This is a genomic window from Taibaiella soli, from assembly GCF_003236175.1.
Lineage (GTDB): Bacteria > Bacteroidota > Bacteroidia > Chitinophagales > Chitinophagaceae > QKTW01.
On sequence record NZ_QKTW01000022.1, the window covers coordinates 54,398 to 71,610 of the forward strand.

18 protein-coding genes are annotated in these 17,213 nt (G+C 37.8%); 6 read left to right on the forward strand and 12 right to left on the reverse strand.

Translation table 11 applies throughout. The annotated features are described in order from the left end of the window. Positions 1-6 precede the first annotated feature (6 nt). The 5 genes from DN068_RS22300 to DN068_RS16095 all read right to left on the reverse strand — a co-directional run bounded on the left by DN068_RS22300 (position 7) and on the right by DN068_RS16095 (position 4,772). On the reverse strand, positions 7-186 hold the full coding sequence (locus tag DN068_RS22300; RefSeq protein WP_207798981.1) for a hypothetical protein: 180 nt from the start codon (positions 184-186) through the stop codon (positions 7-9). A gap of 184 nt (positions 187-370) precedes the next feature. Beyond that, positions 371-883 (reverse strand): hypothetical protein, encoded by a 513-nt coding sequence (locus tag DN068_RS16080; RefSeq protein ID WP_110999964.1) that lies wholly within the window; start codon positions 881-883, stop codon positions 371-373. 31 nt (positions 884-914) lie between these two features. After that, positions 915-1,286 (reverse strand): hypothetical protein, encoded by a 372-nt coding sequence (locus DN068_RS16085; RefSeq protein ID WP_123985381.1) that lies wholly within the window; start codon positions 1,284-1,286, stop codon positions 915-917. A gap of 7 nt (positions 1,287-1,293) precedes the next feature. Continuing rightward, positions 1,294-3,327: a hypothetical protein gene (locus tag DN068_RS16090; protein ID WP_110999966.1), complete on the reverse strand. Its 2,034-nt coding sequence runs from the start codon at positions 3,325-3,327 to the stop codon at positions 1,294-1,296. Further along, positions 3,324-4,772 (reverse strand): transglutaminase family protein, encoded by a 1,449-nt coding sequence (locus DN068_RS16095; protein WP_110999967.1) that lies wholly within the window; start codon positions 4,770-4,772, stop codon positions 3,324-3,326. Before DN068_RS16095 ends, DN068_RS16090 begins: the two co-directional genes overlap by 4 nt. Positions 4,773-5,047: 275 nt before the next feature. On the opposite strand from DN068_RS16095, the gene DN068_RS16100 reads away from it, so the two are divergent. From DN068_RS16100 to DN068_RS16125, 6 genes are all read left to right on the forward strand, one after another. Next, a complete protein-coding gene (locus DN068_RS16100) occupies positions 5,048-5,455 on the forward strand; it encodes a helix-turn-helix domain-containing protein (RefSeq protein WP_110999968.1) in 408 nt (135 codons plus the stop codon). 73 nt (positions 5,456-5,528) lie between these two features. Beyond that, a complete protein-coding gene (locus DN068_RS16105) occupies positions 5,529-7,670 on the forward strand; it encodes an ATP-binding protein (RefSeq protein WP_110999969.1) in 2,142 nt (713 codons plus the stop codon). Between the two features lie 51 nt (positions 7,671-7,721). Further along, on the forward strand, positions 7,722-8,546 hold the full coding sequence (locus DN068_RS16110) for a hypothetical protein (RefSeq protein ID WP_110999970.1): 825 nt from the start codon (positions 7,722-7,724) through the stop codon (positions 8,544-8,546). Between the two features lie 98 nt (positions 8,547-8,644). Next, positions 8,645-9,283 carry an SEC-C domain-containing protein gene (locus DN068_RS16115; protein WP_110999971.1) on the forward strand — a complete coding sequence of 213 codons (639 nt, stop codon included), beginning with the start codon at positions 8,645-8,647 and terminating at the stop codon, positions 9,281-9,283. A gap of 4 nt (positions 9,284-9,287) precedes the next feature. Next, positions 9,288-11,054, forward strand: coding sequence for a hypothetical protein (locus tag DN068_RS16120; protein ID WP_110999972.1), 1,767 nt, complete (start codon positions 9,288-9,290; stop codon positions 11,052-11,054). Positions 11,055-11,296: 242 nt separating this feature from the next. After that, a complete protein-coding gene (locus tag DN068_RS16125) occupies positions 11,297-11,593 on the forward strand; it encodes a hypothetical protein (RefSeq protein WP_110999973.1) in 297 nt (98 codons plus the stop codon). Between the two features lie 64 nt (positions 11,594-11,657). Here DN068_RS16125 and DN068_RS16130 read toward each other — a convergent pair whose 3' ends face one another. The 7 genes from DN068_RS16130 to DN068_RS16160 all read right to left on the reverse strand — a co-directional run bounded on the left by DN068_RS16130 (position 11,658) and on the right by DN068_RS16160 (position 17,160). Continuing rightward, the gene (locus tag DN068_RS16130) at positions 11,658-11,951 is read right to left on the reverse strand and encodes an HU family DNA-binding protein (RefSeq protein WP_110999974.1); all 294 of its coding nucleotides are present in this window, start codon (positions 11,949-11,951) and stop codon (positions 11,658-11,660) included. A 96-nt stretch (positions 11,952-12,047) separates the two neighbouring features. Next, positions 12,048-13,259, reverse strand: coding sequence for a hypothetical protein (locus DN068_RS16135; RefSeq protein WP_110999975.1), 1,212 nt, complete (start codon positions 13,257-13,259; stop codon positions 12,048-12,050). A gap of 17 nt (positions 13,260-13,276) precedes the next feature. Further along, positions 13,277-14,281, reverse strand: coding sequence for a hypothetical protein (locus DN068_RS16140; protein ID WP_110999976.1), 1,005 nt, complete (start codon positions 14,279-14,281; stop codon positions 13,277-13,279). A 46-nt stretch (positions 14,282-14,327) separates the two neighbouring features. After that, positions 14,328-14,834: a hypothetical protein gene (locus tag DN068_RS16145; RefSeq protein WP_123985382.1), complete on the reverse strand. Its 507-nt coding sequence runs from the start codon at positions 14,832-14,834 to the stop codon at positions 14,328-14,330. A 2-nt stretch (positions 14,835-14,836) separates the two neighbouring features. Then, a complete protein-coding gene (locus tag DN068_RS22305) occupies positions 14,837-15,790 on the reverse strand; it encodes an RHS repeat-associated core domain-containing protein (protein ID WP_207798983.1) in 954 nt (317 codons plus the stop codon). A 9-nt stretch (positions 15,791-15,799) separates the two neighbouring features. Further along, positions 15,800-16,801: a hypothetical protein gene (locus DN068_RS16155; RefSeq protein ID WP_110999978.1), complete on the reverse strand. Its 1,002-nt coding sequence runs from the start codon at positions 16,799-16,801 to the stop codon at positions 15,800-15,802. Next, entirely contained in the window at positions 16,792-17,160 is a 369-nt protein-coding gene (locus tag DN068_RS16160) for a hypothetical protein (RefSeq protein WP_110999979.1), read from the reverse strand. Before DN068_RS16160 ends, DN068_RS16155 begins: the two co-directional genes overlap by 10 nt. Positions 17,161-17,213 lie beyond the last annotated feature (53 nt).

The following is a 17,213-nucleotide window of genomic DNA, read 5'->3' on the forward strand; positions in this document are numbered from 1 at the left end:
TCAGCTTTAATAGCGCGGACTTATTTTGTTAATCTGATAAACAAGGCCACCAGGACTACCGAGATACACTAACCCTGTCTTTGTAAACAGAAGTTTCGTGCTGATAGCTTTGGGTACGCTATCTCTAAATGACAATTTCAGGGTATCAGCTATAATGGAGAAAGTACCAACATATTTGTCGTCCATACGTATCCCTTTTGAATGAAATTCAAAGCTGCTGTCAGCATATAGCTGGAGATGCAACCAACCTAACGGAGCCTCTCTGTCTGCGTGTAAGATTAATTCCTTTTGTTGTTTGCTATTTTTATATCCACAGCTATTAAACAATAGCAGTATCAATGCAGGAAGTAAAAATATTTTCATCCAATAATTATTTTGGCGAAGCTGTGGTCGTGGTATTTCCGCCAAAGGTGGATAGTTGCGTAATGCGCATATCTTGAAGTAGTTGCATTGCAAAATCATATTCCCTTTTACCAAAAGTCATGTCTATTATTTGATTCGCTATATAGATTTGTGCAATAAACATCTCATGTCCATACACCCGCAATCTGCATAGCTTCACTAAGCTATTGTCTATTGTCAAGGTTTGAAAACAGCTATCAATTTTCATAAAAACGCCCCCCGAAATTGAATCGGGATGAAATTTAAAGTCGATTGCAAATTTCCTTCCTTTAAAGCTGAGTTGCTTAGTGCAGTTGGTATAAACCTTAATGCCACATTCTGCGTTTCTATATTCTGGCCACTCAAAAAGCCACATTTTATTTTTGCTGGTAACTTTTATTTCTATCCCGCTTTTGCAGAATGTCATCTTCTTGCTGCCAGCAAATGTTTTAACAGTTGTTGCCAACAATATGAAAGAGAAAATAGCACCTATTCTTATCATGGAAAATAAATTTTGCCTTAATCTTAAATCACTATTCCATGAAAATGCTACGTCGAACCTTAATTATCTTGTCATCCTTATAAGTGATAATAACGGTGTAGGTAGCCTCCTTCGTTTTGCAATTCCATTCTATATAATAATACGCCTTATCTTTTTCTTTACTGGAGAGATGTTCGTTTTTACCTAAATATTTTTCTACAGTATCGCGTATAACCCCCTCCTTTAATAAGAAGAGAAGGGCATTCTGGTATTCGCGCCTGTTATAATGGCAATCCTGAATCTTTTCTGTACGCCAGTTGTGCCAGTTTACAGCTTCAAAAGTATATACACTGTCTTGTGTAGATGTAGCACGGCAAGTGAATATGCTTATGCATAGCAATAGTGTGAAAGATATGTGTTTCATAATTTTATTATTGTGTGTGGTCACTTATTTCGCCAACATTTGTTTTTCCTTTCTCTCCCAATTCTTGCCAATTAATATTTAGTTTGTCCACATCTTGTTGGGTCGCTTTTCTATCTCCCCACTCAGATTCATCTACATTATTACGGTCTTGCATAATGTTGGGAGATCCATCAGAATTTGGTTTGTCATTATGACCGCTGCCTTTATCAAAATACTGATCGCCATTTACTCCGAAATCGAACCATCCCCACCCATGTCCTTGTTCATGAGAACTTGATTTATTACCTGTTGCAAAATCCTGCTGATTATAATCAAAATCATTACCACCCAAATTACGGTTGTTGTCTGCAACTGAATGCGTATTTGTATTGGTATTTGCGCCATATTTGCCCACTCCTATGTAATTCGTTTCAACATCAGTATTTGCTTTTCTTGCTGCTTCGCCATCTTTCACGCTCATTACTTGTGGTGTAATCTTAAATTGCACACTATATGTTTTTCCATTAATTACCTTCACGGCATTCGCAGCATTCCAGGTTGCTTCGATGTTTTTTGCATCTTGTTTTGCAAGCTTAGCGGTAACACCTGTTCCATAGTACACATTGGTTGAGTGGATTATGATAACATCTCCTTTAATAGCTGCAACTCCCGAAGCACCGGTCGGATCACACTTCAGGATTGGATTATTATCCATCGCGCTGTATGGGCTTTGCCACGGAAACTTATGCGCAAGAGGGTCAACATTTAAAGCAAAAACAGTAGGATCGAAATTGTAATGATTGTAAAGAACATCGCTCTTTAGGAATGCAACTACTTTCATTTTCTTTGTGTCGAAAACAGTGTTACCATATCTTTCTAATGGTTTTGTTTTAATTTCTTCATCAAACAATCCCCAAGAAAGACCAGCGTAGCGAGTATCTTTGAGCGTGGCATGTTTAAGCCTTGACGGTGTATGATCCTGTTGAGATAATGTGATAATTGTATCCCGTGTCCATCCCTTTATCATAATGTTCTTCATCTCATACGGCATTTCCCTATAACCATAGCTGAAGATGTGAGTGATCCAATTTTGGTAATCCTGAAACTCTTTTTCTGCACTTAATTGTGCTACTGTTTTATTTTGTTTTACCAATCCATGCTCCATTACTTCTGCTTTTAACAGCATTGCATTAAGATTGTGATCGTCATACTGCAAAGCTGTTTCGGAACATGCCAGCATAAAAGGATCATCTTTTACTCCAAACTTATATTCGTAGCCTTTGGCGAGATAGACCAAGCAAAGTGCAATGGATTGCTTTAAATCCAACTCCCTTAGAGCGATTCCTTTTTTCGTTGCTTCATCAGGTGTGTAAGTCAATGTTTCCAATGTGCCGGTGCCTGGGAATGCCTGGTTACTTGATAACTCAACATTGTATTTTGTTCCTTTTTCGTCAGCATGGCGTATATAGATATGCCCAGGTGCAGTACAAAGCGAAGCTTTTGAATTTAGCCGCTCAGAAAAAATCTTGAATAGTGAAGCTAATGCAAAGCAGTTTCCCGTATTTTTTCGTAACAACTGGTTAACCTGTGTATTTGTCCAGTCGTCAGTACCAAATGGATCATTGTATGAATATTGATAGGGGTGGTGTCTTAATAAATTGCCATTAATACCAAATGTTGTTTTTCGCGTCATATAACTATAGATCGCATAATTTGTCAACGCATTTTTATAGTTAGTCCTTTTTTCCTCTACGGTTTCCAATAAACTTCTTTTGGGGTTCATGTAAATACTGTCAGTGTTACCTTCAATTATTCTTTCGATATTGCCTACATGGAAATCTAAAGCAGCCTTAAAAGTAGAGTGACGTAAACGCCCTTTCCACCAAGCATTTTCAATTTGATAGATCGCTTCCTCATAGCTCATCTGCTCCTTTCCTGCAAGCATACCTTCTAAATGTTGCTTGGCCACATAGAAATAAGACTTTGCAGTAGAATCAGCACTTGCCATTGATTTTAATGGAAAGAAAGCAGCTAATAATAAAATGTATTTTATAGCTTTCATGGTTCTTTTTTTTGATCGGTTTTAGAGAATAGGTTTCTTTTGTCTTTTCCGCTTACATTGTATTCCTTCTGTATTTTACCTTTAAATTCCTGTTGGTTCAACATCTCTTCATACATGCCCGCTGGCATATCCTGATAGCCCAACTTTGCAATGTATGCTTCAGTGCCTAAGTACTCCTGATAATATTTTTTTGCAGATGGTACTCGTTCAATATCATCAAGACTGGTGATGTTGTTCTTTCGCATTTCTTCACGCAACATCGTTTTCAGGTGCATACTGTAAATAAAAAGGGATTGAAGATTATTGTTCTTTGGAAAGTAGCGGGTACCCACTTTCAGGCAGTTTAGGATCATATCCTCATTACCGGTCAGGTCAACTTTTATATACTCAATAGCAAGATCAAAAGCGCAATTAGCTACGACCTGTTTGCTATTAAGGGTATCGAGGTAAATACCATTGGCCACTGCATCACTACTGATAAACATATTGTCCTTATACCACTTGTCGGTTATTTCCCAATTTGAAGTAGGCTCATAGTTGATGATATTACCATCATTATCAGGATACTTCACGAAAGCGTGTTGTGGGGCGAAACTCAAATAGGCTTTTACACCTAATGCCTCTGCTAATACAAGATAAACTATCGGCATGGATGCGCATTGTCCGAAACCGGTAGCAAGACACTTTGTTAGGAATAGGTTTCTGTAATCTTTTTCGCCCGTGTAATCATTATAGTCATAATGATAAGGGTTATGTGACACCATATCTATTGCAGCACCATGATCTCTTTTATTTTTGCCATTGTAGATGGTCAGTGTTTCAGACATGAATTTGCGGATAGCGTATTGAACCATATAGTTGTCCTTTGGATTCAGCTTGTTTTCCAACATCCATGTTTTGATAAAGGCTACGGATTCTTTAATGTTATCATGGTATTGCTGCCTGGTGAGGTAAGGATTGCCGTAAGCTGCTTCCACACTATAATAAGCGTCAGCAACCGATAATTTCGTTTTCCCTGTTAGCATGTCTTCAAGGTGCTTTAGCGCAGCCGGAAAATCTTTCGTGCGTTCAGGATTTGGGGTCGGTCTATTATATGCAGCTAATTCTTTTCCGCCGAAATGTTTTTGTTCGGCTTGTATGTTCCTGATGAGCTGTTGGACTTCCTGTTGCTTCTGTGCTACAGCGGTATTAATAGCAAGCGATTGGGAATTATTAGTACTGTTTATAATCTCACCGGCTGTGCCCCCCATCCTTACCGGAGCATTTGGGTATTGAGGTGCCGCAGCTCGTCTATCCTGTTGAGGAAATGAAGATGGCTGGGGCGTGGAAACATTTACCGGTTGAAAACCGGCAGATGGCTGCACCTGTGGCTCTTTTATCTGGCTGAAAGCAAAAATGGGTAAAAGCCCAAAGACAGATAAAGCCACGATTCTTTTCACAAGCATAGTGATCAGTAATTAATCATAGATGTTTGGTAAACAGGATTTTTTCAAGGTATATAGTCTAACAAATATGTAGCAAAAAATCTATAAATACAAGGAAAAGGAAGAAAAACCACTTTGTATGTGTAAAGCACCACTTTCGTACCGGGGATTATCACATCAAAACACATACACATAATATTTTTTATACAATTACAGACTTTAGGAGGGGCTATTTTTGTACTTTTGAAAATTAGTACTATACTAAGGAAATATTAAACTCAAAATTTCAAATTGTAATGATAGAAGAGAACTTAGTTAGCCCAATTCTTGATGATAAAGCAATTGGACGAAACCTATACCTGTACCGGAAGATGGCCGATTTAAAAGTAATAGAAGTGGCCGAACGCCTGGGCTTAAAAGAATCAGCATACTCAAAATATGAGCGCGGAGAAACCGGCTTCACGCTTGATTTTATTAAACGTGCCGCTGAGGTATTGCATGTAAATCCCTTGTTGTTATTAACCGTCACACCAAATAACATTATCGAAAGTGGCAACAATTCACCTGGTGCTATCCTCGGCATGGTATATGGTAACTATACCTATCAAACCGTTAGTGAACAACAGACACAGATGATGCTGAAATTGATGGAAAGTGTTACTGCTCTTAATGAAAAAGTAATGGGTATTCTTTCCAAAGCATAGCTGTTAAACTACAGTCTGTTCTTCTGGTATCTATACAATAAACAACCAATAATAAATTTTTAAAAGCAATAAAGTGAATTTTGAAGATAACACTTACATAAAAGCTGAAGGGGTTTATTATGCGGGCATCCTTAAAGATATTAAGAAGCATAAAAACCCATTGCAGCCTATTTATGAGGCATTTACTAATGCACTCGAATCTATCAGTTTAGTACCGGAAAAAAATGGGAATGGGATAATAAAAGTACAACTGTTCTTATCGGAAAACCTGCATAAAGAAAGAGAATTTTATAAGGTAATCATTGAAGATTCCGGCGTAGGCTTTAATGATTTGGAATTTCAAAGATTTAATACTTACAAGGATACAAGAAAAGGTTTCAGCAATAAAGGATCTGGCCGGTTACAGCTTATACACTCTTTTCAAAACTGCAACTACACAAGTATTTATGCTGAAAATGGTGGTTATTTAGAACGGCGTTTTAGGATAGCTAAGTCTGATAACCACATTCAAGAGAACGCAATTACATTTTTGGAATCTACTACGTCAAGTGCTGCAACCGAACCTGTTACTACAGTATCATTAAGTAATTTATATTCTGAAAAAGAAAAGGTACACTATACCATTAATCTTGATGAGTTAAAAGAAAAACTTATTGCTCATTACATCCAGTATTTCTGCTCACACAAAGATGTTCTACCTAAAATAATTTTAGAGTCGTATGTTAATAATGTATTGGCTGAAGAGCAAGAAATAGTATCCACTGATATACCTGAAATTGATAGTTCAAAAGATTTCGCAGTACATTATCATAAACTCAGTTCTGATGGAAAAAATATCATTGAGTGCAATGACACTGAAAATTTTACAGTGAAAGCATTCCGCATCAACAAAGATAAACTTGACAAAAACTCTATCCGTTTAACAAGTAAGGATGAAATAGTCGAATCCAATGAGTTCAAAATTGGCCTTAGTTCACTGTCCGCCGATGATCTTATTGATAACGACAGATTTCTTTTCTTGATATCAAGTCCTTTTATTGACAAAAGGGATGATGACCAGCGAGGCGAATTAAAGATTGCTAAGAGAGAAAACTTCAAGAAGGATTATGACCTTTTTAGCGAGGAAGAAATATTCCTGGATGATATAGAACAAGAGGCGAATGAACTTATTATCTCCATGTATGAAGATATAAAGAAGAAAAACGAAGATAAACAGGTTCGTATAGATGCTCTAAAGTCAATGTTCCTGCTTAATGATGATGTACTTCAGGACATCACAATTTCATTAAACGATACGGAAGAAAGAATTCTTGAAAAGGTCTATGCAGCAGAATCTAAGTTAATTGCTAAAGGTGATTTTGAAATAAAAAAGCAAATAGAAGAACTGGAAACCTTAAATCCTGCGTCTGATAATTACGAAGCCGAATTTAATGAAGCCATTAATAAACTTGTTAAAGAGATACCGCAACAGAACAGAGTTGCTCTGACGCATTATGTCGCACGTAGAAAAATGGTATTGGAGTTGTTTGAGAAAATTTTAAATAAAAAACTCACCATACAGAAAACAAGTACAAGGAATATAGACGAAAAGTTGTTGCATAATCTCATCTTTAAACAACATTCAACTCATCCTGATACAAGCGATTTATGGCTCGTTAATGAGGATTTTATACTCTTCAAGGGGACTTCTGAAAGTAAGCTAAAAGATATCGAAATCGATGGTGTGAAGTTGCTAAAAGAGCAGTTAACAGAAGAGGAACAAAAATACCGAGATTCGCTTGAAGAAGATAAGTACGGCAAACGTCCTGATGTGTTGTTGTTCCCAGATGAGGGAAAATGTATCATTATTGAATTTAAAGCCCCGAATGTAAACGTTGGGGAATATATCAACCAGATTAATAGATACGCTACCCTCATCCGAAATTTTTCTAAGGATGATTATGAATTTGATACTTTCTATGGCTATTTAATCGGTGAAGCGATAGATGCAGATGAAGTCAGAAATTTTGATGCAGATTTTAAAAACGCGGCCCATTTCGATTATGTATTTAGACCTACAAAAGCTATAGCCGGCAAATTTGGCCGTTCGGATGGTTCTCTATATATGGAAGTGATTAAATATTCGACCTTATGTGAACGGGCGACACGGAGAAATAATGTTTTCATAAGCAAGTTGCACGAAAAGAAACATCAGTCAGATGATTTGCCATTTTAAATGTTGCTGATTATGTACATTGATGGCATATCAGTTAATTAAACTAACACTATGATAACCGAACAAGATTTTGCAGCCATCGACAAAGAGGTTCAGGAAAGCCTGAATGCAGTATTTGATTACATAAGACAGCACCACCCATCAGATTATGTTTTGCTGTTAGCAGATGGTGAATTTAAAGAAGAATATCTGCATACTACTCCCAAATATGAACCCTATGTGATTGACAGCAGGGAAGATTTCTATATCGACGAAACAAGGGTTAAGTTCTTTGTTGAATTTCTCAAAACATTCTACACATTTCCCAAAGGCGGTACTGGTAGTGTTGAAGACAGTGACATCAGACAACAGATGGAACTCATGATTTATACCCATGTATGGGAGGCCAAACCTTTCTTGAAAAGATTGTATCGTATGGCACTGCTCTGTAATGACGGTATATATGAATGGAATGTCACCGTTCCTCCGATGGGCAAACATGAATTTATCAGGAATGAAATCAGACAGAGATTTGAGAACAAAGGTTTGAACTTGTTCCAGGTAATGAAAAACGGATACCATAGTTCTTTAAGAAATGCTTTCGCTCATTCAGAATATTCATTCGATGAAAAGGAAAGATTGATCTGGCTGCATAATTATAGTGGTACTGCGTGGGAGTTAAAGAATATTTCTTACGATGACTGGAGCAGGCGGTTTACTTACTCCGTACTGTTAGCTTACCACCTCATAAATATTACGCATGATAGGCGTTCTAAAGTTGCACAGGACTTCGGTACCGATGTCTTTCAGATAAATCATCCAAGAGGTGATGGCAGTGTTTTGCCCGTCAATATTCGATACAGGGAACAGCACAACGCATTTGGCTTTGTAAGCTAACCGATGAAGACATACGATTATACTAAAACGCCAATCAACGTTGGCGTTTTTATTTTCTACTATTAACCAGCTATACTTTTCACACCCCATTTCAAAAAATGATAACTGTCCCTAACGAGAACGACCCAGATGTAATAAAGCTGTTGAGGATCGTAAACGCTACTCATGAACCAATCGGGGTAGAAATAAAACCGGAACCCAATGCCAAAGTAATTGACTGCTTTAATGTGGTTAAAAAGAAGGTTGAAGAATCAGGAGGGAAGTGCATTTGCGGATGGCAGGTATGGAAAGACGATTACCTGATTGAAGCCGAAGCACACGCTGTTTGGGAAACGCCGGAAGAAGAGTTAATTGACCTTACGCCCAAAGGTTTACCAGTTCCGGTAACATCAATCCTGTTCGTTGAAGATGAACGTATGAACTATCAAGGGAAACAGATTGATAGCGTTAGAATGAATATTACCAATAACAAGCTGGCAGACGATTTGATTACAGTATGTAAGAAAATCTTTCAGTTCGGAAATGAAGGTGATCGTGCAAATTACTATGACCTGAGCCAGATTATGAATCCGGAACAATTGCATCACTTGAAATACCTGCATGGGTTAAAGGGACTAATAAATATGATGCTGCAAAATGGCGGCTCTAAAAGAAGTCAATGCCCCTGCGGTAGTGGTATGATCTACAAAGATTGCCACGGAAAGAACTTGCTATCTATAATTAATCGGATAAAATAATTTTATGGGATTTGTGAATGTTATTGAATACCGGCATGTTTTCGATGAACCATGTCCTGAAGTGGGTTCATTAGTGGCCAATCTACCATCAAAGTTCGTAATTGGCTTATTGGCCATTATCAACGACACCTTGACGATAAGAGGTGAATCTGTCGATACCCAGGAATTTCTTTTGTATTGCATGACTGTAAACATCACGCCAGCTATTAGGACGAAAATATTTGAGCGAGTACGCCCCCTGATCCTATCAGGACGGCACCAATTATTTTCCATCCCCTACACCGTTGAGTTTGTGAACAGGGAGCTTATTAATTTCCGGGAAGAAGATGGAAATAGGAAGGTCGATTTTGCAGCCGACGAACTGAATTTTTTCAAAGCTTATATCGCCGTTACGGATGATATGGTACAACGAGAAGTGAAAAAAAATGAAGAGGCAATAATAGCTGCGGCAACGGAAGGCGGTGTTAATCTTATCAAACTCATGTGGCCACACTTGATTAAACAATTTGAGTTTACCAATAGACCCGATCCCATTTATGAGCGATTCAGAGGTAGAGCATTGATGTCTTACCTCGAATCCCACGAAAAGTATAAAGAGTATGCGCTGTCCTATTTTCAGTCCTTTGGCTGCGCCTCTGGACAGGAATATCTTAACCGGATTGAATCCTTGATTGTTAGGAACCTACAGAGGGAACAGTCAGACGATCCTATGTCTTATTTCTTCCGTATCAGGGTAGATCAACCGGAACCAGTATTTGAAGGAATGGTAATTGACCCGGAACAAGTTCGTAACAATGAAAGCAAGCAAATAGATTACAGAGGCTTAAAAGAGAAACCGCTATTTCAATTTGAGAAGAATGAATATGTTGTACCGCATTGGGATTATCTGTATAATTCTTTGGTCACTGGATTGCTATTTGCTTTTCATCGCAAGTCAGGAGTGAAGAAAATTTCCCGTGATTTTGACGGTTTTAAATCAACCATCTCAAGGGAGTTCTCTGATGAAATACTGTTCAGAAATACCATGAAGAAATGCTTCGGCAGAGCGAATGAAACACTGCTTTTTTTTGAAGATAAAGAAGTCTTTAACCCTGATTGTTATTACAGAAGGGGAAGGAATGTGTTTGTAATTGAATTCAAGGATTACCTGTTGGCTACAGATGTGATCCAATCCAGTTCATACGATGCAATAAAGAATGCAATTGATGACAAGTTTGTAGGAGATAATAAAGGTGGTGAAAACAAAGGAAAAGGAATCAATCAACTTGCCTGGAACATCGAATATCTTATCAGGAATAAAGAGAAATTTTATGAAATTGATGAATTGGCTAAGGCAGAAAATTTGGATATAAGTGACCTGATATTTTACCCTGTCATTGTACAGACAAATATCTATTTCGACATACCGGGGCTGAATGATTACCTCGATGAAGTGTATCAACAACGGATTAAGGATGTGAAGCAGGAGCATAAATACTTTGCCCCTTTGACTATGATTAACTTCCAATATTTTTACGAACACATCTTACAGTACGCGGATTCCCAATTGCAATTTGAAGAGGAGATAATCTACTATCACCATTATACCTATGCCCTAAAGCGTGAAGCTCAAACAACAGGTGATGAAAACCATTGGTTCTATTCCTTATCACCATTCAGTTTGCTTGAATCTGAAAAAAGCCAAAGCCTTGTAATGTATAGACGTGAAGACATTCTGCGTACAATTAATGAATGCTGGCAAATTGCTGACACAGATGTACCAGAAAAATAAAGGGAGAAACCCCTCGTGTTTTCTGCTTTATAAAATTAATATTTGCTTATAAAGGCACAAAAAACCACTTTCACCAACATAAAAAACACTTTGAAGTATTAAGTCATAAAAATGAAACACTTTACTTTGACATTCTTATAACCAAACGCTTATAGTCGTAAGACTATGTTTGTGGTATCTCGAAAACCCTTCCACCCGTATGAATAGACCTTGACGGAGATACCCAAAATGTATAAATCACTATGGAGAAGGAAGAAGACAAAAAAAGATTACTACCCATTGAGAAATACAAACATTTTAAGGGCATTTATTTAGAAAGGACAAAAGAGTATTACCTCTGTGATTTTTACGAAATAAGAATGCCTGATGATTCGGTTTTATACAGGGTGCTAATGGATTTAAGCGGTAATGACCATATTGCGGAACTGCACTGTATAGAAGGCAGCTCATGGAAATTTATTGGCGTACCCGACACACTTCCTACAGAATTAGAAGCGATCCTGTCTGATTGTATTATAAATTATTGTCTGAAAAAATAATAGTCTGATAAATGCGAATGCCACCATATCGGTGGCGTTCGCATTTAAACCTTACCTGTCGGTATTACTTTCTTGGTGTTTTTGCCGTTGCTATTTGTGTAGAAAACTCTTTACCAGCTTTAAATTTTGGCACCTTAGTTGCTTTGATTTTTATCGTCGCACCAGTCTGCGGATTACGCCCGTTTCGTGCTGCCCGTTGAGCAACTGAATAAGTACCGAAGCCAACAAGTGTTACCGATTCTCCTTTCTTCAAAGTGGTGACTACAGTATTAGTGAAAGAGTTTAATGCTTCTCCAGCTTGTGCTTTTGTAAGTCCTGCATCTTTGGCAATTTGGTCAATCAATTCTGCTTTGTTCATTGAAATCTATTTTAAGAAGTTGATGAAATACTTATCAAATATAATAGTATAACCTTTTTATAAACAGATTATCATACACTTTAACGTCCTATACATCTAATAGTTAGACTTTAATTGTTCCAAAATTATTTTGACATCATTAAATTTAGGTTTGCAAAAGACTTTTATTGCAATTTCTGGATTTTGCCCTGTATAATCCCTGACTATGAGGCAAAGAATATCATCAGTAGAGCTATCCTCCATTTCTTTTTGAAGTATGTCGTCCTCAAGCATGGATGCCTGTTGGAATAACCCCATCCTGAATTGAGGGAAAGATTCGCTATCGAAAATATAGACCCTATTTTCATAATTGCTTAAAGCATGTTGCCTTCTCTTTTCTTTTAGCTTAGAAATTACTTGCTTTAGTACCGCCTCTCTATCTACTGTGTGGGTTGTCGATGTTTCATACCGATAATGTCCGGGTGCATCAGATGCTTCGGGTGGAATTAGATATGCACGTACATCACAAGTATTTTCATGCTCCATTTGCAGTCGCTTTTCTTCAGAATAATTGACTACAGAAAAAGTTCCTTCTTCATCTGAATCGTTGCAATCAATTGTATGTATAAGCCCGTTGTGTTGATTGAATGTTTTTATGAAATGATCTATCTTGTTTTTGAACTTTTGCTTAGTGGCGTTATTTACTGTTTTGCTAAATTTTATAGAAAAGATCATTCCTACATTACTCTGTAATTTAGGTTGGAGTTCATCCCTAATCTTTATTGACAAATGACCGGTTAGCTCTTTTTTTACATCTAATCCGATCAACCCTGGCATATACAATTTACGGCATTCAAAAAGGTATTCTATATTGCCTATAGTAAAGGTTCCTTCCTTTTCTTGATTTCCTTCGGTGATCTTTTTATTGTTGGGAATATTGTTAATGTCCAGAAGACGGAAGGTAAATAGTTCAAAAAAGTAGCTTCTTAGATTATCAAGATTACGTTGCAGTTCTTTAATCGTTTTAAAGAAACTTGGCTCCAGAGTTTTAGCGTATTCAATGAGCAACGCATAATCCAAAAGTAAAATGGTGCTGCTCTTATGATCAATGTTTACTAATAATTGGTGTAGCCAGTTTTGTTCTGTAATTGGCGAACCTGCTTGTTCTGCGTTAAAGAATGGAAGGCCAAAGGTGTTTTTGAATACGGTGTAAATGAATTCAAATTGTGCTGCGAATGCTATCTTATTAGGATTAGATGGTAAGTTGGATAAGCGTTTTTTAATTTCGGTATTCCATTCTTCCAATAGGTTTCTTTTGGGTTGTTGCATTTAACTACACGGATATTTTATGGTTTGCTTTGTTGCTCTTTCATAGTCTTCAACCAAGCTTTGTACATTTTCTCAGGCATTTCTCTATAGCCCAAATCATACAGGTGAATGTATTGCTGTTCCATGAGTGCATACGTATTTGCTGCATTGTCATTCTTATTTGCTTTTTCGCGTTCGTACAGTTTCTTTAATGTTTCTGCACGTAGTAACATAGCATTGGGATTTGTTGCATGGTATTTAAGTACAGTATCGCAACATTTCAAAATAAAGCCATCATAGTAGTTGTGTGTCTTCCTTTCGTAACCCTGCGCGAGATCTACCAAACAAAGGGCTATGCTCTGTTGATTGCTAAGTGTATCCATATAAAGGCTACCCTGAATTGCTTTGAGCGGAATATAATTGGCTGTAGCGATCATTGCGTCCGTAGGGAAGCTGCCATTCGTGAGTTCTGTATTATACCATCCCTTTTCTGGAATATAGTTCCGAAGGTATAGATGATTGGGAGCAAGGGTAAGCCAGCAGGTCGCACGTAATTCGTCCGCTATTATCTTGTACAGATAGGGCATACTATGACAGTTGCCCTTATGCGAAGTGAGTAATGTAGTAACCAAAGTATTTCTCCAATCCTTAGTGCCGTCAAAGTCTTCAAAGTTGTATTCATAAGGCAAATAGACTATTCGTGCAGGTGAATCTATAATGATACTCGTAGTATCTTTTAGCACCTGAAAAATAGCCTGGTTTTTCAATAAATCGGTATTTTTTCGTTCTTCAGTTCCAACGGCATTTGATAACCATGAATAAGCTAAAGTTCCCAACTTGTTGCAGGCAGCATTCCATTTAATGCTGTCAAGTTTATTGTCCAGATAAACATTTTCTGTGATAAAAACAGCATTGCGAAATGACCTCGGTTCATTGTTTTGTAGCAGGGAATTTATCGAGTTAAACGCAACGTCATACTGTTGCGCATAAAGGTTTATCACGCAACAAAAAAGAAGTGTAAGTCCGAGTAGTATTTTTTTCATTTAGCAACAACAAATCACAACCAGAAATAAGTAGGTTGATATAGGATTATGGGTAGATATACAAATAGCCTGTTTCATCATTAATATTAGAAGCAATTTGCCATGTAAATAGCTGATAAATTATTGCATTCTTTTCCTCTGGGGTAATTCCATCTTTTAAAGAACGGGAAGTAAAAAAGTATGTGATGAAATTTTCTTTACCCAACTTTGCAACGGAATCAACCTTGTCATTGGCAATTACTTTATGGAAATGCCATTTTTTTTGTAACTCCTCTGAAGAAACTGATGCCTTAATTCCTTGTCCTTTTAATAGTAATTCTTTCAAGTTATTTTTATAGCTGTCATATTTGAGGCTATTTTTATCACCTCCAGCCATGTAATTATAAAGTGAATGGTTTTCCACAACATATTTTACCGTATCGCCTTCATTGTAAATGGGAATAGCGATAAAGCTATCGTAACGGGTACGGTAGTTAAAAATCCGGTCATAAAAATCCATCTGTTGCGTAGTGAAACTGCACAAAACAAGTAGTAGTAAAGGAAGTGTTCGCATGATTATGGCTTTTTGACATCTTGAAGTGGCGCACTTAATTCCGCAGCAGGTATTGTTACGCCGCCATAGGTGGTTTTCTGCGGGTCGCCGGTTGATTTTCTGGAAAGATTTTCTACTTTAACTGCATCTACTTCTTCCAATTCAACCCCATTAGCATTTTGTCCCGCTCTTGCTGTTCCCTGGTCATAATCGTATCCATGACCTAATAGATCATGTGCCAAACCTACTCTTGGTGTCCGGTCTTCACCGCGACCATTATCCCTATTGAAAGGATCATATTCTACGTCTGAACCAGTTGGCTTATGATTAGCAACATTATCTTCTGATTCGGGTGCGGTACTATTTATTGATCTGCCATTTAATTTAGGGTCAGAAATAGTATGGATTTCTTTACTGTCCTGAAGAACCCCAACTCTACGGCTAAGTTCTTTATCATCTTTTTTTACAAGGTCGATGTCTTTCGTTACTTGTAAAACATAACCATCGTTCCCTTTGTAGCGAGAACCATTTTCACTGTAAAGTTTCCCTCCCCGGTATGTTACATAGTGGTTGGAAAATGCACCGGCTTCATCCTGTGTCCTGAAAGCTATACGGATTTCCCTACCATCAGGGTCTTTGTATAAGATAGGATTATTTGCACAAAAGGCATACGGGCTTATACTTGGATACTTACTGGCAAGGGGGTCAATAGCTAACCATCGGGAAGGAGAACTATTAGTAAACGTGGTATCATTTTCATTCAGCAAACGAACGATCTTTTTCGTTCTTGTATTGATAATGACAGAACCCATGCGTTGTAAGCTGTCCGTGTCGAAATGCTCCACATACTTGCCATGTGTGAGCGTGACAACGTTGCCCTTTTTACCTATTGCTTTGTACGGGTTATAGTCCTGCGCAGCAGCAGTAAAGGCAGCAGACAGCAATAGTAATGACGAAAGGAGTTTTATGTTTCGCATAAGTGAAAATTATTGCTTTTTTATTTGAATAGTGACTTTTGATTTTTTTAGTTGTTCTGCTATTAAGCGATTGATTTCCTGGGTTTCCTGCTTCTTCTTTTCGTCTTCTATCGTTTTTAACCAGCGTTCATAGGCTTCTTTAGGCATGTCCTGATAGCCTGTGCCATCGATCTTCGCATAGGCAGCGTGCATTTCTTTGTAAGCAGCATATTCGTTAGGATGGTTGGGCAGATCATCAACGCCTTTAACACCTGCAGCACGAATCATCCGCATGGTACGCTTGGTGATTTCATTTTCATCTATGATTAATGCGGTGAGATTTTTAGGCTCCAGTTGTTCTATCTTTTTACGCATCTGCGCTGCAAAATCATCATAGCCGAATTTATCCATGTATCCCATCAATAAATCGGAAAGGCAATAGACCCAAAGTTGCTTTTGTGAAAAAGTATCAAGAAACGTTTTGTTCTTGATAGCAGTTGCATTAATGTATCCAGATTGAATCATCCATTGGGCGCTTACGATATTGCCGTTTGTCGTTTCGTAAAATAACAGGTTGCCATTATTGTCAGGGAATTGGATGAATGAATGTTGCGGCGAAATTGAAAGCCAGGCTTTCGCCTTTAATTGCTGCGCAATCATTAGATATAAAAGAGGCATGGAATGACATTGCCCGGAATTGGTTGCGATCAGCTTGGAAACAAACATCTTCGACCAATCCTTGTCGCCCATGAAATCATCAAAATCATATTTCAGCGGTGGAACATTCATCGTCGTGTTCCTTTCAGCATAGTAGTAGCTATTATCCCTCTGGTTCAATTGCTGTATGCCATATTTCAAGGCAAGCTGATTACTGGTGTCAAGTTTTTCGCGCTTTAAAATCTGACGTACCAGGTTTACCCGGTGATGAATAGCATTTGAATACTGTGAGTAAGAAATAGTATTATTATAGAAAGCGTTTTCAGTAATGAATACGGCATCGGCAAGAGAAAAGTTTTCGGGGTTTAGTTGCAATAGCTTACTGTAGGCATCCCTGTAGATTTTGTTGCCTGTAAGTATTCCCTTTGAGCATTGCCTTTATCCAGGTCTTCAACATCCTTGCGTATATTTTCAAGCTGTTGTTGCTGGTTCTGATTGCCTGGCTGCCTTAAAAATTGATTTTGGCTGTTTATGACACTTGAAGCTGTGCCTCCCATTTGAACCTGAGTGTTGGCACCAGGAGTAGGCTTTACACCACCAATATTATCATAACGGGGGAAGGACGCAACTTGAGGGGTCGGTACCGTAGGGATACCGACATTTTGTGCATGACCTTTGGGATTGCAGCAAATAATACATAACAGCACTTGTGCCGCTGCCAGTAGTTTGTTCATTTGTTTGGTTGATAAATGAAAAGGGTTACGCGATATTACAAATTTTATTTTAA